Raw genomic sequence first — 21,095 nt, 5'->3', positions numbered from 1 at the left:
ATCCGAGCAGGACGGCATGATCGCGTCGGTGCCCCGGAAGGGGCTTAATAGGGAACGCGGTGAGGGTGGTTCGCCACCTGAAGCCGAGGCTGTCCCTGCAACTGTAAGCGGCGAGCGCGATGCATTTCGCTTCTTCCTGCAAAGGAAGGGGCAGCCACTGGGCCAGACGTTGCGTCATGAGGGCCTGGGAAGGCCGTGCATCGTGTGGTGACCCGTGAGCCAGGAGACCTGCCGGCGTCTGGTCGCTCTTGCCTGGCCCAGGGGGTGGCCGCGGCACGGTACTCCGTCGAGCGACGACGTGTGCGGTGGGGACCGCACGGGCATGCGTGCCGGTCGCAATCGCGTCCGGCTGGCGCGGATGTCGGCCGTTCGCGGGAGGTCCCTGCCGGGTTCGCCAGACGCCCGGGGGATTACCGTAATGCCGTTCCTATTGTCTCGCCTCGCGCTCGCGGGGGCTATTCTGTCGCCTGTCTTCGCAGCACAAATCCACGCCCAGTCCGTGCCGGATCCCGATACCAAGGACATCCTGATCGTCGGACAGCATGCCCAGGACACGCTCACCACGCCGAATGCGACCGGCAGCCGCCTGGGCCTCACGCCGCTCGAGACCCCCGCGACGCTCTCGGTCATCGATGGCGCCACGATCCGCGCGCGTGGCGACCTGTCCGTGATCGACGCGACGAGCCGCGCACCGGGCATCAGCAACGCGGGCAATCCCGGTAATGGCGGCACCGCACTCGCCGCGCGGGGGTTCAGCGGTCAGGGCTCCGTGCTCCAGCTCATCGACGGCATCAGGCTGTTCCCGGCGGCCGGCACGATCACCTTTCCGACCGATCCGTGGATGGTCGAGCGGATCGACATCCTGAGCGGCCCGGCCTCCGTGCTCTACGGCCAGGGCGCACTGGGCGGCGCGGTGAATGTCCTGATGCGCAAACCCGATACGCAGCGGACGCACGTGGAGGGCGAGATCGGCTATGGCTCGCAGGACAGCTTCCATGTCGCGGCGGGCGCAGGGGGGCCGATCACCGAGCGCCTCTCCTACCGCATCGACGGCAGCTATCGCCGGTCCGACGGCTATGTCGATCGTGGCCAGTCGCGCAGCCATGCCGTCTCGGGCACGCTTCGCTGGGCACCGACCGACACGCTCGTCGTCACCGCGCGGGACGATTATGGCGACCAGAAGCCGATGCGCTATTTCGGCACGCCGCTGATCGAAGGACGGCTCGACGACCGCATCCGGGAGCGCAACTACAACACACGTGACGGCGTCATCCGCTACCGGGACAACCGTACCAGCCTGCAGCTCGACTGGACGCCGAGCGATGCGGTCACCGTCAGCAACCAGGCCTATCGCCTCACCTCCAAACGCTCCTGGCGCAATCTCGAAACCTATTGCTGGATCGCCGCGGACGGCGTCTGCGCCAACGGCAGCGGCAACACCGGCACTCCCGGCAGCATCCTGCGCACCGACATGACCGGCATCGTCCACGACCAGACGCAGTGGGGCGATCAGGGGAGCGTGACGTTCAGGACGGACGTCGCCGATGGCGTCGGCAACGACCTTGTCATGGGCTTCGACGTCAACCTCATCAAGCTGACCTACTCCCATAATTTCGGGTCTGATCCCCAGGTTTCGGAGGTCGATCCCTTCGCGTTCGATCCCGGTCTGATCGTCGACACGCAAGGCATCGCACCGCGCTACCGCACGCGCACGACCGAATATGCGGTCTTTGCCGAGGATCGGCTTAAGCTCGGCACGCACGTCTCGATCGTTGGCGGCGTGCGCTACGAGCGCGACACGATTCGCCGCTGGTCGATCGACTATCCGGGCGGCGCCGGTACCGAGACGTTCGTGCTCGACAAGCGGCTGCACAATCTGACCTGGCGGATCGGGAGCGTCTATCAGCCGATCCCGATGGTGTCGCTCTATGCGCAATATGCCACCGGCGTGGACCCGCTGGGGACGCTGACGACCTATTCGACCGGGCAGGTGCAGTTCAGCAACGCGGTCGGCGACCAGGTCGAGGTCGGCGCCAAGGCAGTGTTCCTCGACGGTCGCGGCAACGCCACCCTCGCCGCCTACCGCATCGTCAAGAAACGCCTGCTGGCGCAGCTGACCCCGACGAGCCCGGTCGAGCAGGTAGGCCAGCGATCGGCCAGGGGTATCGAGGCCGCGGTATCGCTCGATCTGCCTTACGGTGTCGGGATCGATGCGAACGGCAGCATACTCGACGCGACGTTCGACGACTTCGTCTCCGGCGACACGCGCTTTGACGGCAATACCCCGCCGGACGTGCCCGAGACGCTCGCCAATCTCTGGCTGCGCTGGAACGCAACGCGTGCGCTCCAGGCGCGCGCCGGGCTGCGCTACGTCGGGCGCCGCTATTCGGACAACGCCAACAGCTTTCGCGTCCCCAGCTACACCATGGTCGATGCAACGCTCTCCTATGCAGTGACGCCACGGCTCGCGGTCGACATCCACGGCTACAATTTATTCGACCGAAACTATGCGATCAGCACGTACAACAACCAGCAATGGGTGCTCGGCCGTCCCCGCGCGGTCGACGTCTCGCTTCGCGTCGGCTTCTAGCGCGCCCCGCGGCCGGCAGCCCTTGGGACGGGCCGCCGGCGATGTCGCCCCCCGGGAAAACCCCGGATAGCCGGTCGCGCGCGCGCCCGCCTAAGCCGCATGGCCACCCCATGAGGAGACATTGCGCATGCCGTTTTACCGGGCTTCCGAGCTGTTTACCCTCCGTCCCGTGCCGCCCACGCTCGGCAAGCCGGCATGGATGAACCTGCGCGCCGTGCCGCGGGCACCCTGGGCGGGGGAGCCGGAGGCACTGCGCGGGCCCGGCATCTACGGCATGTTCCATGACGACCGGCTCGTCTATGTCGGCCTATATGCCGGCAAGGCCGAGCGGCCCTTTGGCGGATCGGTCCTCGAGCGCTGGGAGAAGCACGTCACCTATCAGACGCTGCGCTCGCCCTATGTCACCTTCGCCCGTCGGCATCTCAAGCATCTGCATGCGCTCGCCGCCGCAGAGCCCAACGGACCGATCGAGACGATCGTTGCGATGCTGGCACTGAACGGCGATGAAAGCCCGCTTCTCCAGCGCAAGGGCGGCAGCTGCACCTTCGCCAAGGCGCAGCTCGCAGCCGCACACTGGGATGTGTTCGGGCCGGGGAACGAGGCCACGATGCTCGATCACCTCGGCTTCACCTATCTCCAATTGCCGCGCGACCTGGCCGCGACCATGCTCCCCGAGCCCGGGCAGCGGCCGAGCGCATGGGTGAAGAAGCACTGGCTTGCGCCGATCGAGCGGGACCTCATTGCCGCGTTCATGCCGCCCTGCAACGACGGCACCGAACCCGGCGACGCGCCAGCGGTCGATCCGGTCGCGTTCGAGGAGCGGCTCGCCCGGCTGCTCGCCGACCGCCCCGCACCCGCCGTCGAGGATCTGGCCGGAGAGAGCGAGGCCGATGATGAAACCGATGGTGACGAGGAAGCGCTGCGCACCGAACCGACCGCCGCGCCGAACGAGCGCGAGGCGCTGCTCGACGATCTCGCCCGGCTCTGCCCCGGCGCGCTGGAGATCTATTATACTGACGTTCCCGATCTGCGCATCCGGCCGCGCTCGCACGCACGCCGGGTGCTGCTGAACGTCTTTGCACATGGCGGCGGGCTCGCCTGCAGGACCAAGGCGAGCGTGGCGGCCTGCCGCGCGCTCGGCTTCGATGCGAACGACGCGCCGGCGGGCGTGTCGATGAGCGCGGCGTTTCCGATCGACCTGTCCCGCCACTCCGCGGCGGATCTGTTCGCAGTCGCCGGTGCCGCCCTCCCCGGCGACTGACCAGCCGGTCGGGGGGGCCGGCCATTGCATGATGTGCCCTGGCGAGCCACAAGCCCGTCAGGGCGCCCGCCCTGCTGCGCAGACCTTCCGATTCCGCGTCTAAACGCGGTTGCCTATGGATCGCTCCAGCGCCTGGCCCCCCACAGGATCAGATCACGGCCGACGAACACGACGCACACGTCGCCAATGGCAAACGCCAGGCCCAGCCATGTCCATCCATGAGATAGCAGCAATGCGGGCCACGCGACGGCGAGCACGATCAGCAGCACGCCGATCGGCCGCGTCAGGCGGTTCCACCACCGCCGCGGCACGACCTGATGGCTGTAGACGATGACGCTGCCATCCTCCTGGTACCAGAGCTCGCGCACCTCGTGAATCGGATCAGGTCCTTCCGTCATCGTACGGCTGCGCCCGTTACGCGGTGACGATTCCGCGATCGCGAGACACTATGGGCTGGCATCGATACATTCCCGGGGCTGGCTCGCGATCATCATGGCCATCGCCGCCGCGCCGAAAACCCGGGAATTTCCCCGATGGCCTATCGGCGCCGGATGCGGCTAGGCAGCCCTCAATGCCGCTGCCTCCCTCTCCGCCCCGCCTCTCGATCGGTGCCGTAGCCGGCAAAACAGTGCCACGACTGGCCGACCTTCCCTGGCTCATCGGCTATGCAGCGGCGTTCGCGGCCGCGCACCAGGCCGCGGCAGGCTGGGGCGGTCAGGGCTTCTACTCGCTGCTCTATCCCGCCGCGGGCGTCAGGCTGGCGCTGCTGTGGAGCCGTGGCCCGCGGCTGACGCTGGCGGTGATGGCGACGGAACTGATCGTGCAGACGATCGCCGGCATCATCGTTCCGGGTCAGGCCGGCTGGCTGACCGCGGCAAACGGCGTCGCCCGGCCCGCGCTGACCTATGGCATCGTCGTCTGGCTGGTCCGCCACGTCGCGGCGCGGTCGCAATCGAGCCTCGGCGTCGCGCCGATGCCGCTCGGCCTCGCCGCAGTCACCGCGCCGGTCGCGGCGACCATGGCGGCGCTGCCCTGGACCTTGTTCAGTCCCGAATTAACGGGCGTCTCGGGCCTTCGTCAGACGGTGGCATCGCTGACAGGCTTTGTCGTCGGCGACCTGCTCGGCGTGTTGCTGATCGCCCCGCCCTTGCTCTGGGTGGTCCATGCGGGGCAGGACCGGCCCCGGGCACTGCACCGCCCGACGCTCCGCCAGCTTGCCGGACTGGCCGAAGCGGCCCTCGTCCTCGGCGCAGCGATCGCCGCGAGCACGCTGCTGGCAGAGATCGGGCTGGGCGTGCCCGCCGCCCCAGCGCTGCTCGCGGTCGCCTGGATCGGCTTGCGCTTCGGCCGCACCGCAGGCTGGTGCGCGATCGTGATCGTCGCGGCGATCGTCCTCCCCTTTACCGCGACCGAACTGCCCGTCGCCGAACGGCTCGCCTTGCACATGAGCCTCGCATCGATCGTCGTCGTCGGCTACCTCGCCGGCAGCTTCGCCGATGCGCAGGCGCGGGCCCAAAGCGACCTGTCGCGGCGCGACCGCATGCTGTTCCAGGCGGAACGGCTGAAGACGCTGCGCGCCATGTCGGTGGCGGTGATCCACGAGATCAGCCAGCCGCTTTCGACGCTGGCGATCGAGGCCAAGCACCTGCACGAGATCACCGTCGCCGCCGATCCGGACATCGCCCAGACCGCCGCGCTGATCGACCGCAAGGCGGCGGCGCTGTCCACTCTGGTCCGCCGGCTGCGCCGTTTCGGCGGTCGATCGGTCGACGAACCGAGCGCCCTGCCCCTGTCCGCGCTGGTCGAGACCGTCACGGCATTGACCCGTGCCGAGGCCAGGGCGGCGCGGGTCGTGGTGGAGGTGTCGCCCATCGATCCCGACTTGGTCGTCTTCGGCCAGGAGATTGAGCTCGCGCAGGCGGTGGTCAATCTGGTCCGCAATGCGGTGCAGGCGTGCGACGGTCGTGTCGCGCTCTCCGCCCATCAGAACGAGGACCGGGTCATGGTCATGGTCGCGAACCGCTGCCCCGATCGGCGGGAAGCACGCCCCGGCATGGGCGTCGGGGCGCTCGTGGCGCGGGCGATCGTCGAAGCCCATGGCGGCACGGTGGAGCGTGTCACGCACGCCGACGGCACCATCTGCGCGACGCTATCCCTCCCGCGCCCCGGAGCCGAGTCATGACACTCCCCGCCAATCAGCCGGATCGTGCCGCCGTCTATGTCGTCGATGACGACCATGACCTCGGCGCGGCCGTCGCACGACTGCTCTGCCGTCACGGTCATGCCGCCGAACCCTTTCTCGACCCGGTCATGCTGCTGTCGGTCTACGCAGAAGCACCGGCGCTGTGCATCGTCACCGACATCATGATGGGCGACCTCGACGGCTTCGGCTTTGCCGACCGCGTGCGGATGATCGACCCCGCGGTTGCGATCGTCTTCATGACCGCGTGGCCGACGACCGCGAATGCCGTGGATTCGGTGCGGCGCTATGGCGGCCTCGATTATCTGGAAAAGCCGCTCGACGAGACACGCCTCCTCAGCGCGGTCGACGAGGGGGTCGCGTGGTCCCGGCGCCAACGCAGCATCCGCGCACGAACCGCAGCCCTGTCGGCGCGCGAACGTCAGGTGTTCGACCTGCTCGTGCAGGGACATAGCAACAAGGCCGTTGCCGACATCCTCGGGCTCAGCCCCAAGACGGTCGAAGATCACCGCGCGGCCATCGTCGCCAAGACCGGTACCAACGGTCTTGCCCAGTTGATCGCGCTCGCGCGGTGACCGCATCCTTTGACGGAGGTTTCATGCCGACCACCACGGCGATCGACGAGACGATGATCGAACGGGCCATTCTCGACCTGCTCAAGACCCGCCGCGAGATCTATCCGTCGCATATCGTCGGCGAATTGCGGCGCAGCCATGCCGGACTGCCGTTGGACCGCACGCGCGACGTGCTCGAGCGCCTTTTCATCGAACGACGCGTCGCGCGCTTATGGCATCGCTACATGCTCCCGGCGGACGTCGAGGCGGTCCGCGCCAAGTGGCTCCGCCTGATCGAACGCCAGGCCGAACGGATCGACGCGGTCGCGGTCGATCCCGCAACGTCGCGCGACGCGCGGGATCTCGTGATGCGCTGGGACGGATGGTCGATGGAGGGGTGTGATTTTGCCGCCTGAGACGCTCTCGCCATCGCGCCTCGCCGCGTTCGAGCGGTGCCCGCGGCAATCGTGGCTGATGACGTTTCGGCCCGACAGCGCAGGCCCGACGAACGATGCCGCCGATCGTCGGGCGACCGCGCATGCGATTGCTGCCGAGGCGCGGCGGCAAATGCCTGACATGGTCATGATCGACCCCGCCTCCGGTCGATCGGCAGCGTCAGCAGCGACCGGCGCAGCGATTGCGACCCGCCAGACCATCGCGGGCGCGCAGTTCTTCCACGACGGCGTGCAGGCGATCGTCGATATCCTCGAACCGGATGGCGACGGCTGGCGCATCATTGCCGTTCGCGGTTCGACCAAGGCAAAGCCGGACCATCTCGCCGCACTCGCGACTCAGGCCTGGGTCGCCGCCGCCAACGGCCTCCGCATCACATCGGTTCACGTCCGCCACCTCGATCGCGACTTCACGCTGGACCGCTCGGGGGACCGCGGCGGGCTGTTCGTCGATACCGACGTGACCGCGCTGGTTGCGCCGATCGTGGCGACACAAGGCGCGCGCATCGGTGCGGCCAAGGCCTTGCTGACACAAAGCGAACCTGCGGCGATCGTCGGCGATCACTGTCACGCGCCGTACACCTGTGTCTTCACCGACTATTGCCACGCAGGTTTGCCGGCGGGTCCGTACTGGCCCGTGACGATCCTGCCGCGCGGCGCAGGCAAAGCGTTCCTGCGCCGCGGCATCGACGACCTGACGCTCGTCCCAGTCGAGGATCTGCGCTCCGACACCGACCGCCGCGTCCACCGCGCCACGATGACCGGGCAGGTCGAGCATGACCCCGCGGGCGCTGCGCAGGTGATGGCCGGCTGGTCGTATCCGCGTACCTGGCTGGACTTCGAAACCGTCAGCGACGCGGTGCCGGTCTGGCCCGGCTGCGCGCCCTATGAGCAGGTGCCGTTTCAATTCGTCGCGGATGTCGAAGCCGCTGACCACGGCATCGTACGGCGCGAGTTCCTCGATCTGAGCGGCAAAGATCCGCGCCGCGCCTGTGCCCAGGCGCTTGCCGCACTGCCACGGACCGGCGCGGTCATCGCCTGGCACGCCCGTTTCGAACGCAACGTCGTGCTGCGCCTCGCGCGTGCCTATCCCGATCTCGCCGCCGTGCTCGACGATCTCGCCGCGCGCATCGTCGACCTGCTGCCCGTCACCCGCGACCATTGGTACCACCGGGACCAGCGCGGAAGCTGGTCGATCAAGGCGGTCCTGCCGACGATCGCACCGCATCTCGATTATGCTACGCTGGCCGTACGGGACGGCGGCGACGCGGTCGCGGCGTATCGCGAAGCGGTCGACGTCGCATCTACGCCAGAGCGCCGCGCCGAACTCGATGCCGCCCTGCGCCTCTATTGCGGCCGGGATGTCGAGGCGATGCGGGTCGTTGCAGAACGGCTGATTGAACCGGGCCCACCTTCCCCCGTTGCATAGACACGTCCAAGGCCCTCTTGCCACCGAACCGTTGCGTCTTCGGCCATCCAGTTTGCGTATCAAATCAGAGACTTCGGGATTGACCTGTTGCGGAGAAACCGTCAGCGTTAGCGCTATCATAAGAGAGGATGTGCTGTGGAAATTACGCGACGCACCGGGCTGGCGATGCTGACGGGTCTTGCCGTATCGGCCGGCGCCCGTGGAACGGCCGCACCTGCGCCGACCGGCCTGCACGGCATCGCCGCGGCCAAGGGGATGCGGCTGGGGTCGAGTTTCGCATGGGGTGCCCCAGGTGCCGATCGCGGCTCGTTCGCGAACCCGGCCTACGCCAACCTGCTCAAGCGCGACTGCGGTCTGCTCGTGGCCGAAAACGAGATGAAGTGGCAGGCGTTGCGGCCGAGCGCGACCGCCTTCGACTTTACCCGCTTCGATGCGATGATGGCCTGGGCGGACGCCAACGCACTGCCGGTGCGCGGGCATAATCTGCTGTGGCATCAGCCCAAATGGATGCCGCGCTGGGAAGAAGCGCATGATTTCGGCGCGCGCCCCGCGCGCGCCGCAGAACATCTGCTGGTCGATCATATCACCACGGTATGCCGCCGCTATGGCACGAGGATCCGCAGCTATGACGTCGTCAACGAGGCGGTCGATCCCAAGGATGCGAGCCTGTACCAGACCGCTTTGTCGCGCGCGCTCGGCAGCCCCGAGGCAACGCTGGACCTGGCCTTCCACACCGCGCGCCGCGTCGCGCCGCACGCGCAGCTGGTCTATAACGACTATATGAGCTGGGAGCCCGGCAACGCCACGCACCGCGCCGGCGTGCTCAAGCTGCTCGAAGGGTTCAAGGCGCGCGGCGTGCCGGTGGATGCGCTGGGGGTGCAATCTCACCTCGTCACCCAGGGAATCGACGCGCGTGCGACGATCGCAGGGCTCGAGGGCGAGTGGCGCCGCTTCCTCGATGCGGTCACCGCGATGGGCTATGGGCTGGTGATCACCGAGCTCGACGTCCGCGACAACGCACTCCCCGCCGATTTCACGGTCCGCGACCAGGCGGTGGCCGATTTCACGCGCGGCTATCTCGACGTGATGCTCGCCTATCCGCAGCTTCGCGACGTGCTGCTGTGGGGGATGACCGACCGATATAGCTGGATCGAGGGGTTCGAGCCGCGCAAGGACAAGGCCCGCCGCCGCCCCTGCCCCTATGACGCCGCGTTCAAGCCCAAACCGATGTACACGGCGATCGCCGCCGCGCTTGCTGCCGCCCCGCCCCGCACCTGACGCCCGAACAAAAAAAGGGCACCGCGGTTGTCGCGCGGCGCCCAGGGGGGAGAACGGGAAAAGGATCGAAAGGGTCGGCCGCCCCGGCCGACCCTTTCGCGCTTATCTGAACGACGCGCGGATCGAGAAGGTGAAGCGGCGATCCGCGATGAACCAGTTGCGCGGCCGCGTCAGCAGATCATCGTTGATCACATATGACGTGCGCGTGATCGAGTTGGTCAGGTTGACGCCCTGGAACCCCATCTTGATCGCTGGCGTCACCGCGTAGAAGATCGAGGCGTCGAGCTGCCCGTATTTCTCCGCGTAGACCGGCGAATTCGGCACGATCACGTCGCGGATCGTCAGCAGGTTCTTGGACCGCCAGTTATACGCGGCGCGTACCTCCAGCCCGTTACGCTGATAGAAGGGCGCGAAGTTGAACTGGTATTTCGACAGCCCCTGCAACGGCAGCCCGCTGGTGTCGACGTTGGAGATGATCCCGGCGGTGACGTTGGGATCGTCGGAGTCGAGATTCTGCTGCGACACGCCCGACGACTTCACGTAGGTGAAATTGGCCGCGAGACCGAACCCGCTCAGGAACCCGGGCAGGAAATCATAAGTCTGCTGATAGCCGACCTCGAACCCCTTCACGCGCCCCGTCTCGGTCGAGTTCAGCGGGGTCGTGATGATCCCGTCGAATGTCGCGCCGTTGTTGGTGAAGCTCTGACGCTGCAGGCTGTTGGTCTGCACGCCGTACAGGTCCTTCTTGAACAGCGACAGCGTGAGCTGGCCGACGTTCGAGAAATACCATTCCGCGGTGACATCGTAATTGTCCGCACGAACCGGCTTCAGAAACGGGTTGCCGACCTGGAAGGTCGCGACCGGCGCGCCGTTGAACAGGATCGTCTGGTCGCTCGTGTTCAGATTGATGTTGTAATAGGACCGGGTCAGCCCGAAATCCGGCGGAGCGACGCTCTTGGTGAACGCCGCGCGGAACTGAAGACCACCGCCCATCGCCAGCTTCACGTTAAAGCTTGGGAGGAAATAGTCGTAGCTCAGCTTGGCGTCGTTGGGCGTCGTGCTGCCGTTCTGGAACGCCGCCGCCGCGTCGCGTACGGCTTGCGGCAACGCGCAGAACCGCGAGACCGGCTGCCCGTTGGTCGGCGCGACGCAGCTGAACGACTGTTGCGGGAAGGCGAAGAAGCCCGACGAGACCCGATCCGTCTTGGTGTACCGCACACCGATATTGCCGCTCAGGTTCCAGCCGTTCGACAGGTCGTTGCCAAATCGCGCCATCGCATAGACCGCGTTGTTGCGCTCGCTGACCGGGTTGATCTCACCGGGCAGGAACGGCGTTCCGGCGACGACGCCGGCACGGCCCGCCAGCGGCACCCAGCCATTGGCACCCGACAGGTTGCTCGTGAAGTTGCGCCATTCCTGCGCGATCTGGCTGATCGCCTGCGTTGCCGCACCATAATCCTGGAGGAACGACCCCGGCACGAACACGCGCCCGCCGTTCGACGAGTCGTTCGCCTTGCCGCGGAAGAAGTTGTCGTAGAGGAAGGCCTGCTGCGGTCCGAGATTGCCCGTATTACGCGTGACGGGATTGCCGTCGATCGGGCGATCGAACCAGACCGGACCACCCGGGCCGGTCGGCGCCGCTGCATTGTCCTGGTTGTTGCCGCCGCCCCAGATCTCGCTGAGCACGCCCCAGTTATAGCCGGTTGAGCGGGCTTCATTCTGGCGATCGGCGAAGCGATAGCCGACGCGGACCGAGGTCAGCCAGCTATCCTCGGGGAAGGAATAATCGAGGTCGATGCGCGCAGCGTCCTCGTTGCCCTCGCTGTCCTCGATATGGTCCATCGCCGAACGGTAGAAGTTGTTATACGCATCGAGATAGCTCGGGTGCGCGGCGTTCTGGTAATTGTTCGGCGTGTTCGTCACCGGGATGAAGTTCACATAGGCCGGGTTGGTCCCGTCGAGCCGGATGTCGGCATTCTGGAAGGTCGTGCCCCAGACGGTCAGGTCGGTGACCTTCACCTGCGACCAGACATGCTGGTAGTCGAGGTTGATGCCGAGCCGGTTCGTCGCCTGCCACTTAAGGTTGAAGCTGGCGTCGTTGGTGCGGAAGCGTGACTGGTTGCCGCGCGAGATGTTGTTGCTCTGCAGGCCGTTGCTCGGCGTGCGCTGATCGCCGCCGTTCGCCGGATCCTGATCGGCACGATAGCCGTTCGGGCCGGTGATGATCCCGCTGGTGAAGACATTATCGTCGTCATAGGCAAAGCTGGTGCCGGGGAAGGGCTGCGTGTCGCCTGCCGCCAGCACGTTGTCGGTCGCGACCTCGATCGAATTCTCGGTCCACGCCTCGCGCGAGTCGGTCCGCAGGAACTGCGCGGTCGCGGTCATCGACTTGTCGGGACTGCGCCACTGGCCGGCGGCCGAATAGCCGTAGCGCGTGCGGTTGAACTCCTGGCTGCGGATCGCCGCGCCACGGGGCACGTAGACGGTGCGGCCGGTGTTGACCACGCCGGTGGTCGCGTCGACCGGCTGCAGCAGCGATCCGTCGGCGCCGATCACGCGCTCGCCCCAGTTCGAGATCTGCACGCTGTCGGCGCGGCTGCGGACCTGCGAGCGCACGAAGCTGGCAAGGATGCCGAAGTCGCCGATGCCGGTTTCCCAGCGATTACTGCCGAGCACCGAGACCGTCGGTGCCGACTTCTTGACGAAATCGCCGTAGTTGTTTTCGAGCGTCCCGCCCAGCACCAGTCCGGTGGAATCGAACGGCAGGCGCGTGCGCAGATTGACCGACCCGCCGATGCCGCCTTCGATCATGTCGGCGGACGGGCTCTTGAACACGTCGACGCCGCCAAGCAGTTCGGCGGGCACGTCGGCGAAGGACAGGCCGCGGCCGTTGTTCGCGCTGAACGAATCCCGGCCGTTGATCTCGGAGCGCGTGTAGCTGAGGCCGCGGACGGTGACGCCCGACCCTTCGGTCGCGAAGTGATCGGGATCGGCACCGGCCGAGAAGCGGCTGATCGACACGCCAGGCACGCGCTGCAGCGCTTCGGTGACCGAACGGTCGGGCAGCGCGCCGATGTCTTCGGACGAGATCGAATCGCCCACGACTTCGGAGTTGCGCTTGATCGCCTGAGCACTCTTCAGGCTCTGGCGGATGCCGGTGACGACGATGTCCTGATCGGCGGCTTCGTCCTGCGGCGTCGCGGTCGACTGCTCGGCCTGCGTCACCTCGGCACCGCCCGAGGGCACCTGCCCGTTGGCGGAGGGCTGTGCCGCGCCCGCCTGGGGCGCCCCGGCCACCGTCGCCGCAGTGCGATCAGAAGATGCGGTACGCCCGGCCGCGTTCGGCGTCAGCGTGGTCTGGCCGGCGGCGGCATCGGCTTGCTGAGCCAGAGCGCCGTTTGGCGCGGCGGCCAGGCACAGCGCAAGCAAGGAGGCACCACCTTTGAGGAGGTTCCCGCGACGCGCGGCGCGTGTGATCTCGAACTTGGCCATGACTCCCGGCATCCCCTCATTGTGTTAGCGCTATCATTTGTAAGCGCTTTTTTCTTACAATGTTTGGTAGCGAGAGGGATGAGTTCGGCCTAGACTGAATCGGACGGTTTTTAAGTGAATTGCTAGGCTTGTTGCATGATTGCAACATAGCCGGGGGGTGGAATTGGACGAACGTGCTCGGCTACGCATCGTTATCGTTGGTGGCGGTACCGCAGGCTGGATGACCGCGGCGACGCTCGGCCTAACGACCGGTACGCCGTCCGCGGCACGGCTGGCCGACATCACGCTGGTCGAGTCCGAGGAGATCGGCACCGTCGGTGTCGGTGAGGCCACGGTGCCACACATCCGTTTCTTCAATCAAAGACTGGGTATCGACGAAGCCGATTTCGTCCGGCGTACCAAGGCGACGTTCAAGCTGGGTATCGAGTTCTGCGATTGGGGTCGGATCGGCGACAGCTACATCCATCCGTTCGGCGATTTCGGGCATGACATCGACGGACTGCCATTCCATCAGCATTGGCTCCACGCGACCCGGGGCAGGCCGGATGAGACGCCCGCGCTCGCCGCCTGCTCGCTCCCGATCGTCGCCGCGCGTGCCGGGCGTTTCACGCCGCCGCTCGACGATCCGCGATCGGTCGGGTCGACCTATTCCTATGCGTATCAGTTCGATGCCGGGCTCTATGCCGCGTATCTGCGCGACTATGCTGAAGCCCGCGGCGTGACGCGGATCGAGGGTCGCGTCGAGCACGTCGAACGGGGCCCGAGCGGTATCGCGGCCCTTCGCCTGGCGGACGGGCAGCGGATCGAGGGTGATCTGTTCGTCGACTGTTCAGGGTTCCGCGCCTTGCTGATCGAAGGCGCCCTGAAGGCGGGACACGAGGATTGGGCGCACTGGCTGCCCTGCGACGCGGCCTGGGCGGTCCCGACGGCGAACACCGGTCCCCCCGTCCCCTATACCCGCGCCACCGCGCGCGACGCCGGCTGGCAATGGCGGATCCCGCTGCAGCATCGCACCGGGAACGGTCATGTCTTCTCGACGCGCTTCACCGATCCGGACCGCGCGCGCGCGGTGCTGCTCGACAATCTCGAGGGCGAGCCCCTGGCCGAGCCGCGGATGCTGCGATTCCGCACCGGGCGTCGGCAGCGCCAGTGGATCGACAATTGCGTGGCGATCGGCCTTTCCGCCGGGTTTCTCGAGCCGCTCGAGTCGACCAGCATCCACCTGATCCAGCTGGCCATCGGCAAGCTGATCGAGCTGTTCCCGAACGACGCCGTGCTCGACCCTGCGGATGCCGCGGAATTCAACCGCGCGATGGCGCTGGAATATGACCGCGTCCGCGACTTTCTGGTTCTGCATTATTGCGCGACCGAGCGTGACGACACGCCGTTCTGGCGCCACATGCGGACGATGGACCTGCCCCCCTCGCTGGCCGGGAAGATCGCTGCCTTTCGCGATCGCGGCATCGTCGAACAATATCGCGAGGGCATGTTCCTGCCCGCGAGCTGGCTCGCGGTCTATTATGGCCAGCGAATCATGCCCGAACGCATCCACCCCCTCGTCGCCGCACTGCCCGTCGCGGACGCGCGCGCGCGTGTCGCGGCGGTCGCCGACGCCTGCCGCCGCACCGCCGCGGGGATGCCATCGCATGCGGACTATCTTGCGCGGATCGGGGCTGCCGCGTGACAGCCACGGTCGCTGTGCTGGGCGCGAACCTGTGTGGCTGGATCGCCGCGGCAGCGCTGGCGCGGCGCTTGCCACGCGAGTCCTACCGCGTAGTGGTGATCGACGACGGCACCGGCGGCGATGGCCTGGGCGATTTCGCACCGGTGATCGCGGTGCCGCCAGCGCTCGCGGGCTTCCATGCCGATCTCGGTCTCGATGCGGCGGCACTCGTTCGGATGACGGGCGGCGGCCATGCGCTGGGCGTCGCGTTCGGCGGCTGGCGGGCCGACGGCGCGGCGACGTTCCTGTCTTATGGTGAGACCGGTGCGCCGCTCGAGGGCATCGCGTTCCACCAGCTCGCCGGACGGCTGCGCGCGGCGGGGCACCCGGTCCGGCTGGCCGATCACGCGCTGTCTGCGGTCGCCGCGCAGGCGGGCCGGTTCGCGCCCGGGGCGCCGATCGCGCATGCGCTGCATCTGCCCGTCGCGCCCTATGAAGCGCTGTTGCGCGGGGCGGCGCTGCGAGCGGGGGCCGAACGCGCGTCCGCGGACTTCGTCGATGCCGAGATCGCAGCGAACGGCATCGTCGAGAGGCTGACCCTTGCGGACGGTACCGGGATCGAACCCTGGATCGTCCTCGACTGTTCGGGAACCGACGCGCGCATCGCCAGCCGTACCAGCCCCGCGTCCGAAGACTGGTCCGGCTGGTTGCCCTGCAACCGCACGCATACCGAGACGGTGTCCGCGCAGGGCGCCCCCCCGCCCTATACGCAGGTCGATGCGCAGGACGCGGGCTGGACGGCGACCTGGCCGCTCGACGGCGCGGATGTGCGACTGACGTGCAGCGTTGGCGGCACCGGCAAGCCGTTCCACGCGGCGCGCCGCGTTCAGGCATGGCGGGGCAATTGCATCGCACTAGGCGCCGCCGCGGGTCTGCTCGAACCGCTGCACCCGACCGCACTGACGCTGCTGCTGCGGTCGCTCGCGCAGTTGATCCAGCTCTGGCCCGCTGGACCGCAGGCACCCGTCGAAGCCGCCGCCTTTAACCGCACCGCGGCCGGGGCGCTGCAGGGCGCGCGCGACTTCCTGATCGCGCACTATGCCGTGGCCGGTCGCGCCGGCGCGCTGTGGGACGACCGCCGCGCGGCATCGCTACCCGGACCAGTCGCCGCCAAACACGCTCTGTTCGCGGCGCGCGGGCGGTTGCCGATGTATGACGACGAACCGTTCGAGGAAGAGGATTGGGCGGTGATGTTCGACGCGATGGGCCTCATGCCGCGCCGTTACGATGCGCGCGCGGACATAGTGCCGCTGGCGGCGATCGAACGGCATCTGGCCGAGCAGCGCGCGCGGGTCATCGCGCAGGTCCGCGCGCTTCCCCCTTATGCGCAGGCGATGGCCGCGTTGCGGGCGCGCGCATGACGATCGGCGCCCCCGTCCGCCGCATCGTCATCGTCGGCGGCGGCACGGCCGGCTGGATGGCGGCGGCCGCGCTCGCACGGCTGATCCCGACCGGGGCAAGCATCACCCTGATCGAGTCCGACGCGATCGGCACCGTCGGCGTCGGCGAAGCGACGATCCCGCCGATCCGCGGCTTCAACGCGATGCTGGGAATCGAAGAAGCCGAATTCCTCGCCGCGACCGCGGGGAGCTTCAAGCTCGGGATCGAGTTCGTCAACTGGGGTGCGGTTGGCGAGCGCTATCTGCATCCCTTTGGCGGGTTCGGTTTCGATATCGAGGGTGTGCGCTTCCACCAATATTGGCGTCGCCGCCGCGCCGCCGGGATCGTCGAGGATATCGAGGCCTATTCGCTGTGCGCGGTCGCCGCGCGCGCGGGACGGTTCATACCCCCCTCGCCCGACCCGGCGTCGGTGCTGTCGCAGATGGCGCACGCCTATCATTTCGACGCGGGCCTTTATGCACGCTTCCTGCGCGGCCGCGCCGAGCGCGACGGTGTCGTGCGCGTCGAAGGCGATGTCGTCGATGTCGCGCTCGACGGCGAGACCGGCCATGTCCGCCACGTCACGCTGGCCGGCGACCGCGTCATCGAAGGGGACCTGTTCCTCGACTGTTCGGGGTTCCGCGGCCTGCTGATCGAGCAGACGCTGGGCGCGGGCTATGAGGACTGGACGCACTGGCTGCCCTGCGACCGGGCCGTCGCGATGCCGACCGCGAACGCCGGCGCGGCGATCACCCCCTATACCCGTTCGACCGCGCGCGCGGCCGGCTGGCAATGGCGCATCCCGCTGCAGCACCGCACCGGCAACGGCTATGTCTATAGCAGCGCGCATTGTTCGGACGACAAGGCCGCGGCGACGCTGCGCGCCGGGGTCGACGGCACCCCGCTCGCCGAACCACGCCTGCTGCGCTTCACCGCGGGACGGCGGCGCAAGCAGTGGATCGGCAACGTCGTCGCGTTGGGCCTTGCCTCCGGTTTTACCGAACCGCTCGAATCGACCAGCATCCACATGGTCCAGACCGGCATCTCGAAGCTGCTCGCCTTGTTTCCCGACCAGGGCTTCTCGCCGGTCGAGATCGACACCTATAACCGGCTGGCGGCGACGCAGTTCGACCAGGTCCGCGACTTCCTCATCCTCCATTACCATGCGACGCGCCGCGAGGATTCGCCATTCTGGCGCGAGACGCGTGCGCGGGCGATCCCCGACAGCTTGAGCGAGAAGCTCGCCTTGTGGCGTCGCCGCGGACGCCTGTTCCGGTGGGAGGACGATCTGTTCGCGGAGGCGAGCTGGGTCGCGGTGCTGCTGGGCCAGGGCATCGTTCCCGACGGCTGGGACCGGCTGGCCGATGCGGTCGACGCGCGGGAGGTCGATGCACGGTTCGACCGGCTGCGCGCGATGTTCGCCGATGCCGCATCGCGAATGCCCCGGCACGAGGACTATCTGGCCCGCATTTGCCCGACGCGGGTGCGCGCATGACCGGCACGCTCGGATCGGTCGTGATCGTCGGCGGTGGTACCGCGGGCTGGATGGCCGCGGTCGCGTTCGGCCGACTGCTGGGCCCGGCTGGGACGCGCGTGACGCTCGTGGAATCGGACGACATCGCCACGATCGGCGTCGGCGAGGCAACGATCCCTCCGATCCGCACCTTTCACGCGATGCTCGGGATCGACGAGGACGCATTCCTCCGCGCGACCGGCGGCAGCTACAAGCTCGGCATCCGCTTCGAGGGCTGGACGCGCCCGGGCGAATCCTACGTCCATCCGTTCGGCCAGATCGGGACCGACATCGCCGGCGTGCCATTCGCCGCGCAGTGGCTGCGCGCCCGCCAGGCGGGGGCCGCCGAAGCGCTCGGCGCCTATTCGCTCGAAGCCCGCGCCGCCCAAGCCGGCCGTTTCTCGCGCCCGATCGCGAACGGTGATTCACCGCTGTCGCGGATCGGCTACGCCTATCATTTCGACGCAGGCCGCTACGCCGTGTTCCTGCGCGCGCAGGCCGAGGCGCACGGCGTCATCCGCCGCGAGGGCCGGGTCGACCGCGTCGAGCGTGGCCCCGCCGGAATTGCCGCGGTCCATCTCGCCGATGGCAGCCGTGTCGAGGGCGACCTGTTCCTCGACTGCACGGGGTTTCGCGCGCTGCTGATAGAAGGCGCGCTGCAGGCGGGCTGGACCGACTGGTCACAATGGCTGCCGTGCGATCGTGCGGTCGCGGTCCCGTCGGCCGCCGACGCCGCGCCGCTCGCGCTCACGCGGGCGATCGCGGAACCCGCCGGCTGGCGCTGGCGTATCCCGCTGCAGCATCGCACCGGCAACGGGCATGTCTTTTCCAGCCGCCACTGCAGCGAGGACGAAGCGACCGCGACGCTGCTCGCAGGGCTGGAGGGTGAGACACTGGCCGACCCGCGCGTGATCCGCTTCGCCACCGGGCACCGCACCCGGTTCTGGAGCGGCAACTGCATCGCGCTCGGCCTCGCGGCGGGGTTCATGGAGCCACTGGAATCAACCAGCATTCATCTGGTGCAGAGCGGGCTTCAGCATCTGTTGCGAATGCTTCCGGCGGGCGGTCCCCCTGCCCCGGCGATCGTCGACCGATATAATCGCACGATGACCGGCGAGTTCGTCCGGATCCGCGATTTCCTCGTCGCGCATTATCGCCTCAATGCCCGTACCGAACCCTTCTGGCGCGAGCGCGCGGCGGCGCCGATCCCGGATGGCCTCGCCGAAAAGCTCGCGCTGTTCCGCGCCGGCGGACGCATTTTCCGCGAAGCGGACGAGCTGTTCAACGAGGTCAGCCGGCTTGCTCTGCTGACCGGACAGGACGCACCCGTGACCGGCCATGACCCAATCTGCGACGCGCTGCCGATCGCCATCGCGGCAAAGCGGCTCGCTCAGATCGAACGCGTCGTCGCCACCTCGCTGACGCACATGCCCCCCCATGCCGACGCGCTGGCACGGTTGGGCCAGGACAGGACAATCTGATGCCCATCGCCCTCTTCCTTGCCGCGGCCGTCATCAACCTCAACCAGCTCGGCTTCCGTCCCGAAGACCCCAAGCTTGCGATCGTCGCCGATCACGCGACGCGGCCGCTCGACTGGGTCGTGGTCGACGACGCCGGCAAGACCGTGCTGGCGGGACGCACCAGCGTCGGCGGTGACGACGCGGCGTCGGGCGATCATGTCCATGTCGCGCGCTTCACCGCGCTCACCCGCCCGGGCAACTACCAGCTGCGCGTCGACGGGACCGAAAGCGGCCGTTTCCGCGTCGGCCGCGACGTCTACGCCCCACTCGCGCTGGACGCGCTCAACTTCTTCTACCAGCAGCGCGCCGGCACGCCGATCAACGCGCGCTGGGCCGGTGCCCGCTGGGCGCGCGCGGCCGGACACCCGCGCGAGGTCGCCGCCTGTTTTTCGGGCGCGGACGAGAAGGGCAATGTCTGGTCCGGCTGCCCCTATACGCTCGACGTCACCGGCGGCTGGTACGACGCAGGCGACCATGGCAAATATGTCGTCAACGGCGGCATCGCGGTGTGGACGCTGCAGAATCTCTACGAAACCGGGCTTGCGCGTCGCGTGTTCGCCGATGGTCAGGCGCGGCTGCCGGAAGCCGGCAACCGCCGCGACGACCTGCTCGACGAAGCGCGGTGGGAGGTCGAGTGGATGCTGCGGATGCAGGTCCCCACAGGCACCCGCGTCGCACTCCCCGTCGGGCCGCATGATCGCTCGGGCCGGCTTGCACTTACGCCGGTCGACGCGGGCGGCATGGCGCATCACAAGGTTGCCGACGCGCGCTGGACGACATTGCCGACCGCGCCCGCCGACGACAAGGAACCGCGGCTCCTCTACCCGCCCTCGACCGCGGCAACGCTGAATCTTGCCGCGGTTGCAGCGCAGGCCGCGCGGCTGTGGCAGCCGATCGATCCCGCCTTTGCCGCGCGGTGCCTTGCCGCCGCGCGCGCCGCCTGGACCGCCGCGCAGCGCAACCCCGCGATCTTCGCGGCGCAGGGCTTCACCGGCAGCGGCGGCTATGGCGACGAGACGCTCGACGACGAACGCGCCTGGGCTGCAGCCGAGCTGTTCGCGACGACCGGCGATACCGCCTACCGCGCAGCGCTGCCGACCGGCGCGACCGGCGAACCCGGCTGGGCCAGCGTCGCACCACTCGGCATGATCACGCTCGCGACCGCAAGCGGCGTTCCCGCGACGATCCGCGATAGCGCACGTGCGGCGATCGTCGCGGCCGCCGACGGCTTCCTCGCCGAAACCACGCACACCGGCTACCGCATCCCCTACGCGTCGCAGACCTATAATTGGGGCTCGAATTCCAGCATCCTCAACCGCGCGATGCTGCTTGGCCTCGCACAGCGTTTCACCGGCGATGCGCGCTACCGCGCCGGCGTCGTCGATGCGGCCGATTATATCCTCGGTCGCAATCCGCTGGGCCAATCCTATGTCTCGGGGACCGGGTGGAAGCCGCTGACCAACCCGCATCACCGGTTCTGGGCGCATCAGCTGTCGGCATCTTCGCCACCGCCGCCGCCGGGGGTGGTGTCGGGCGGCCCCAACAACAGCGCGATGGTCGATCCGGTCGCCGTGAAACTGAAAGGCCGGTGCGCGCCGCAACGCTGCTGGACGGACGACATCAACGCCTATGCGCTGAACGAGGTGGCGATCAACTGGAACGCGCCGCTCGTCTGGGTCGCCGCCTATCTCGACAGCGACTGA

14 protein-coding genes and 1 riboswitch are annotated in these 21,095 nt (G+C 68.0%); of the genes, 12 read left to right on the top strand and 2 right to left on the bottom strand.

Going from position 1 to position 21,095, the window contains the following annotated elements:
- Positions 1-11: 11 nt before the first annotated feature.
- A riboswitch (cobalamin riboswitch) is annotated at positions 12-250 on the top strand.
- 168 nt (positions 251-418) lie between these two features.
- Positions 419-2,590: a TonB-dependent receptor gene (locus tag SOM18_RS05065; RefSeq protein WP_320481420.1), complete on the top strand. Its 2,172-nt coding sequence runs from the start codon at positions 419-421 to the stop codon at positions 2,588-2,590.
- Positions 2,591-2,717: 127 nt separating this feature from the next.
- Entirely contained in the window at positions 2,718-3,851 is a 1,134-nt protein-coding gene (locus tag SOM18_RS05060) for a hypothetical protein (RefSeq protein WP_037527408.1), read from the top strand.
- Positions 3,852-3,964: 113 nt separating this feature from the next.
- Here the strand turns inward: SOM18_RS05060 and SOM18_RS05055 are convergent, their stop codons facing one another.
- Positions 3,965-4,249, bottom strand: a complete 285-nt coding sequence (locus SOM18_RS05055) for a hypothetical protein (RefSeq protein WP_037527406.1) — start codon at positions 4,247-4,249, stop codon at positions 3,965-3,967.
- A 230-nt stretch (positions 4,250-4,479) separates the two neighbouring features.
- On the opposite strand from SOM18_RS05055, the gene SOM18_RS05050 reads away from it, so the two are divergent.
- The 5 genes from SOM18_RS05050 to SOM18_RS05030 all read left to right on the top strand — a co-directional run bounded on the left by SOM18_RS05050 (position 4,480) and on the right by SOM18_RS05030 (position 9,764).
- A complete protein-coding gene (locus SOM18_RS05050) occupies positions 4,480-6,033 on the top strand; it encodes an ATP-binding protein (protein ID WP_128082007.1) in 1,554 nt (517 codons plus the stop codon).
- Positions 6,030-6,626: a response regulator transcription factor gene (locus tag SOM18_RS05045; protein ID WP_031393582.1), complete on the top strand. Its 597-nt coding sequence runs from the start codon at positions 6,030-6,032 to the stop codon at positions 6,624-6,626. The genes SOM18_RS05050 and SOM18_RS05045 overlap by 4 nt, the downstream gene beginning before the upstream one ends.
- Positions 6,627-6,649: 23 nt before the next feature.
- The gene (locus SOM18_RS05040) at positions 6,650-7,021 is read left to right on the top strand and encodes a hypothetical protein (protein ID WP_320481419.1); all 372 of its coding nucleotides are present in this window, start codon (positions 6,650-6,652) and stop codon (positions 7,019-7,021) included.
- Between the two features lie 58 nt (positions 7,022-7,079).
- Positions 7,080-8,486: a DUF2779 domain-containing protein gene (locus tag SOM18_RS05035; protein WP_320481418.1), complete on the top strand. Its 1,407-nt coding sequence runs from the start codon at positions 7,080-7,082 to the stop codon at positions 8,484-8,486.
- A gap of 135 nt (positions 8,487-8,621) precedes the next feature.
- The gene (locus tag SOM18_RS05030; protein ID WP_031439867.1) at positions 8,622-9,764 is read left to right on the top strand and encodes an endo-1,4-beta-xylanase; all 1,143 of its coding nucleotides are present in this window, start codon (positions 8,622-8,624) and stop codon (positions 9,762-9,764) included.
- A 102-nt stretch (positions 9,765-9,866) separates the two neighbouring features.
- Here the strand turns inward: SOM18_RS05030 and SOM18_RS05025 are convergent, their stop codons facing one another.
- Entirely contained in the window at positions 9,867-13,256 is a 3,390-nt protein-coding gene (locus SOM18_RS05025) for a TonB-dependent receptor (protein ID WP_052380858.1), read from the bottom strand.
- Between the two features lie 157 nt (positions 13,257-13,413).
- On the opposite strand from SOM18_RS05025, the gene SOM18_RS05020 reads away from it, so the two are divergent.
- From SOM18_RS05020 to SOM18_RS05000, 5 genes are read left to right on the top strand one after another with little or no spacing between them, the layout of a single operon-like run.
- Positions 13,414-14,940 carry a tryptophan halogenase family protein gene (locus SOM18_RS05020; protein WP_414712101.1) on the top strand — a complete coding sequence of 509 codons (1,527 nt, stop codon included), beginning with the start codon at positions 13,414-13,416 and terminating at the stop codon, positions 14,938-14,940.
- On the top strand, positions 14,937-16,340 hold the full coding sequence (locus SOM18_RS05015) for a tryptophan 7-halogenase (protein ID WP_081874180.1): 1,404 nt from the start codon (positions 14,937-14,939) through the stop codon (positions 16,338-16,340). Before SOM18_RS05020 ends, SOM18_RS05015 begins: the two co-directional genes overlap by 4 nt.
- Complete coding sequence (locus SOM18_RS05010; RefSeq protein WP_031439863.1) at positions 16,337-17,854, top strand: tryptophan halogenase family protein; 1,518 nt, start codon at positions 16,337-16,339, stop codon at positions 17,852-17,854. The genes SOM18_RS05015 and SOM18_RS05010 overlap by 4 nt, the downstream gene beginning before the upstream one ends.
- Complete coding sequence (locus SOM18_RS05005) at positions 17,851-19,353, top strand: tryptophan halogenase family protein (RefSeq protein WP_320481416.1); 1,503 nt, start codon at positions 17,851-17,853, stop codon at positions 19,351-19,353. Before SOM18_RS05010 ends, SOM18_RS05005 begins: the two co-directional genes overlap by 4 nt.
- On the top strand, positions 19,353-21,095 hold the full coding sequence (locus SOM18_RS05000; protein ID WP_031440367.1) for a glycoside hydrolase family 9 protein: 1,743 nt from the start codon (positions 19,353-19,355) through the stop codon (positions 21,093-21,095). Before SOM18_RS05005 ends, SOM18_RS05000 begins: the two co-directional genes overlap by 1 nt.

This window comes from Sphingomonas sp. CFBP9019 (assembly GCF_034045155.1).
GTDB lineage: Bacteria > Pseudomonadota > Alphaproteobacteria > Sphingomonadales > Sphingomonadaceae > Sphingomonas > Sphingomonas aerolata.
This window is presented reverse-complemented; position numbering and strand designations above follow the sequence as displayed.

Excerpts from the sequence above, each read along its gene's own strand:
- SOM18_RS05065 (WP_320481420.1), top strand. The coding sequence starts at position 419 with ATGCCGTTCCTATTGTCTCGCCTCGCGCTCGCGGGGGCTATTCTGTCG.
- SOM18_RS05060 (WP_037527408.1), top strand. The coding sequence starts at position 2,718 with ATGCCGTTTTACCGGGCTTCCGAGCTGTTTACCCTCCGTCCCGTGCCG.
- SOM18_RS05055 (WP_037527406.1), bottom strand. The coding sequence starts at position 4,249 with ATGACGGAAGGACCTGATCCGATTCACGAGGTGCGCGAGCTCTGGTAC.
- SOM18_RS05045 (WP_031393582.1), top strand. The coding sequence starts at position 6,030 with ATGACACTCCCCGCCAATCAGCCGGATCGTGCCGCCGTCTATGTCGTC.
- SOM18_RS05040 (WP_320481419.1), top strand. The coding sequence starts at position 6,650 with ATGCCGACCACCACGGCGATCGACGAGACGATGATCGAACGGGCCATT.
- SOM18_RS05035 (WP_320481418.1), top strand. The coding sequence starts at position 7,080 with ATGACGTTTCGGCCCGACAGCGCAGGCCCGACGAACGATGCCGCCGAT.
- SOM18_RS05025 (WP_052380858.1), bottom strand. The coding sequence starts at position 13,256 with ATGGCCAAGTTCGAGATCACACGCGCCGCGCGTCGCGGGAACCTCCTC.
- SOM18_RS05010 (WP_031439863.1), top strand. The coding sequence starts at position 16,337 with ATGACGATCGGCGCCCCCGTCCGCCGCATCGTCATCGTCGGCGGCGGC.
- SOM18_RS05005 (WP_320481416.1), top strand. The coding sequence starts at position 17,851 with ATGACCGGCACGCTCGGATCGGTCGTGATCGTCGGCGGTGGTACCGCG.
- SOM18_RS05000 (WP_031440367.1), top strand. The coding sequence starts at position 19,353 with ATGCCCATCGCCCTCTTCCTTGCCGCGGCCGTCATCAACCTCAACCAG.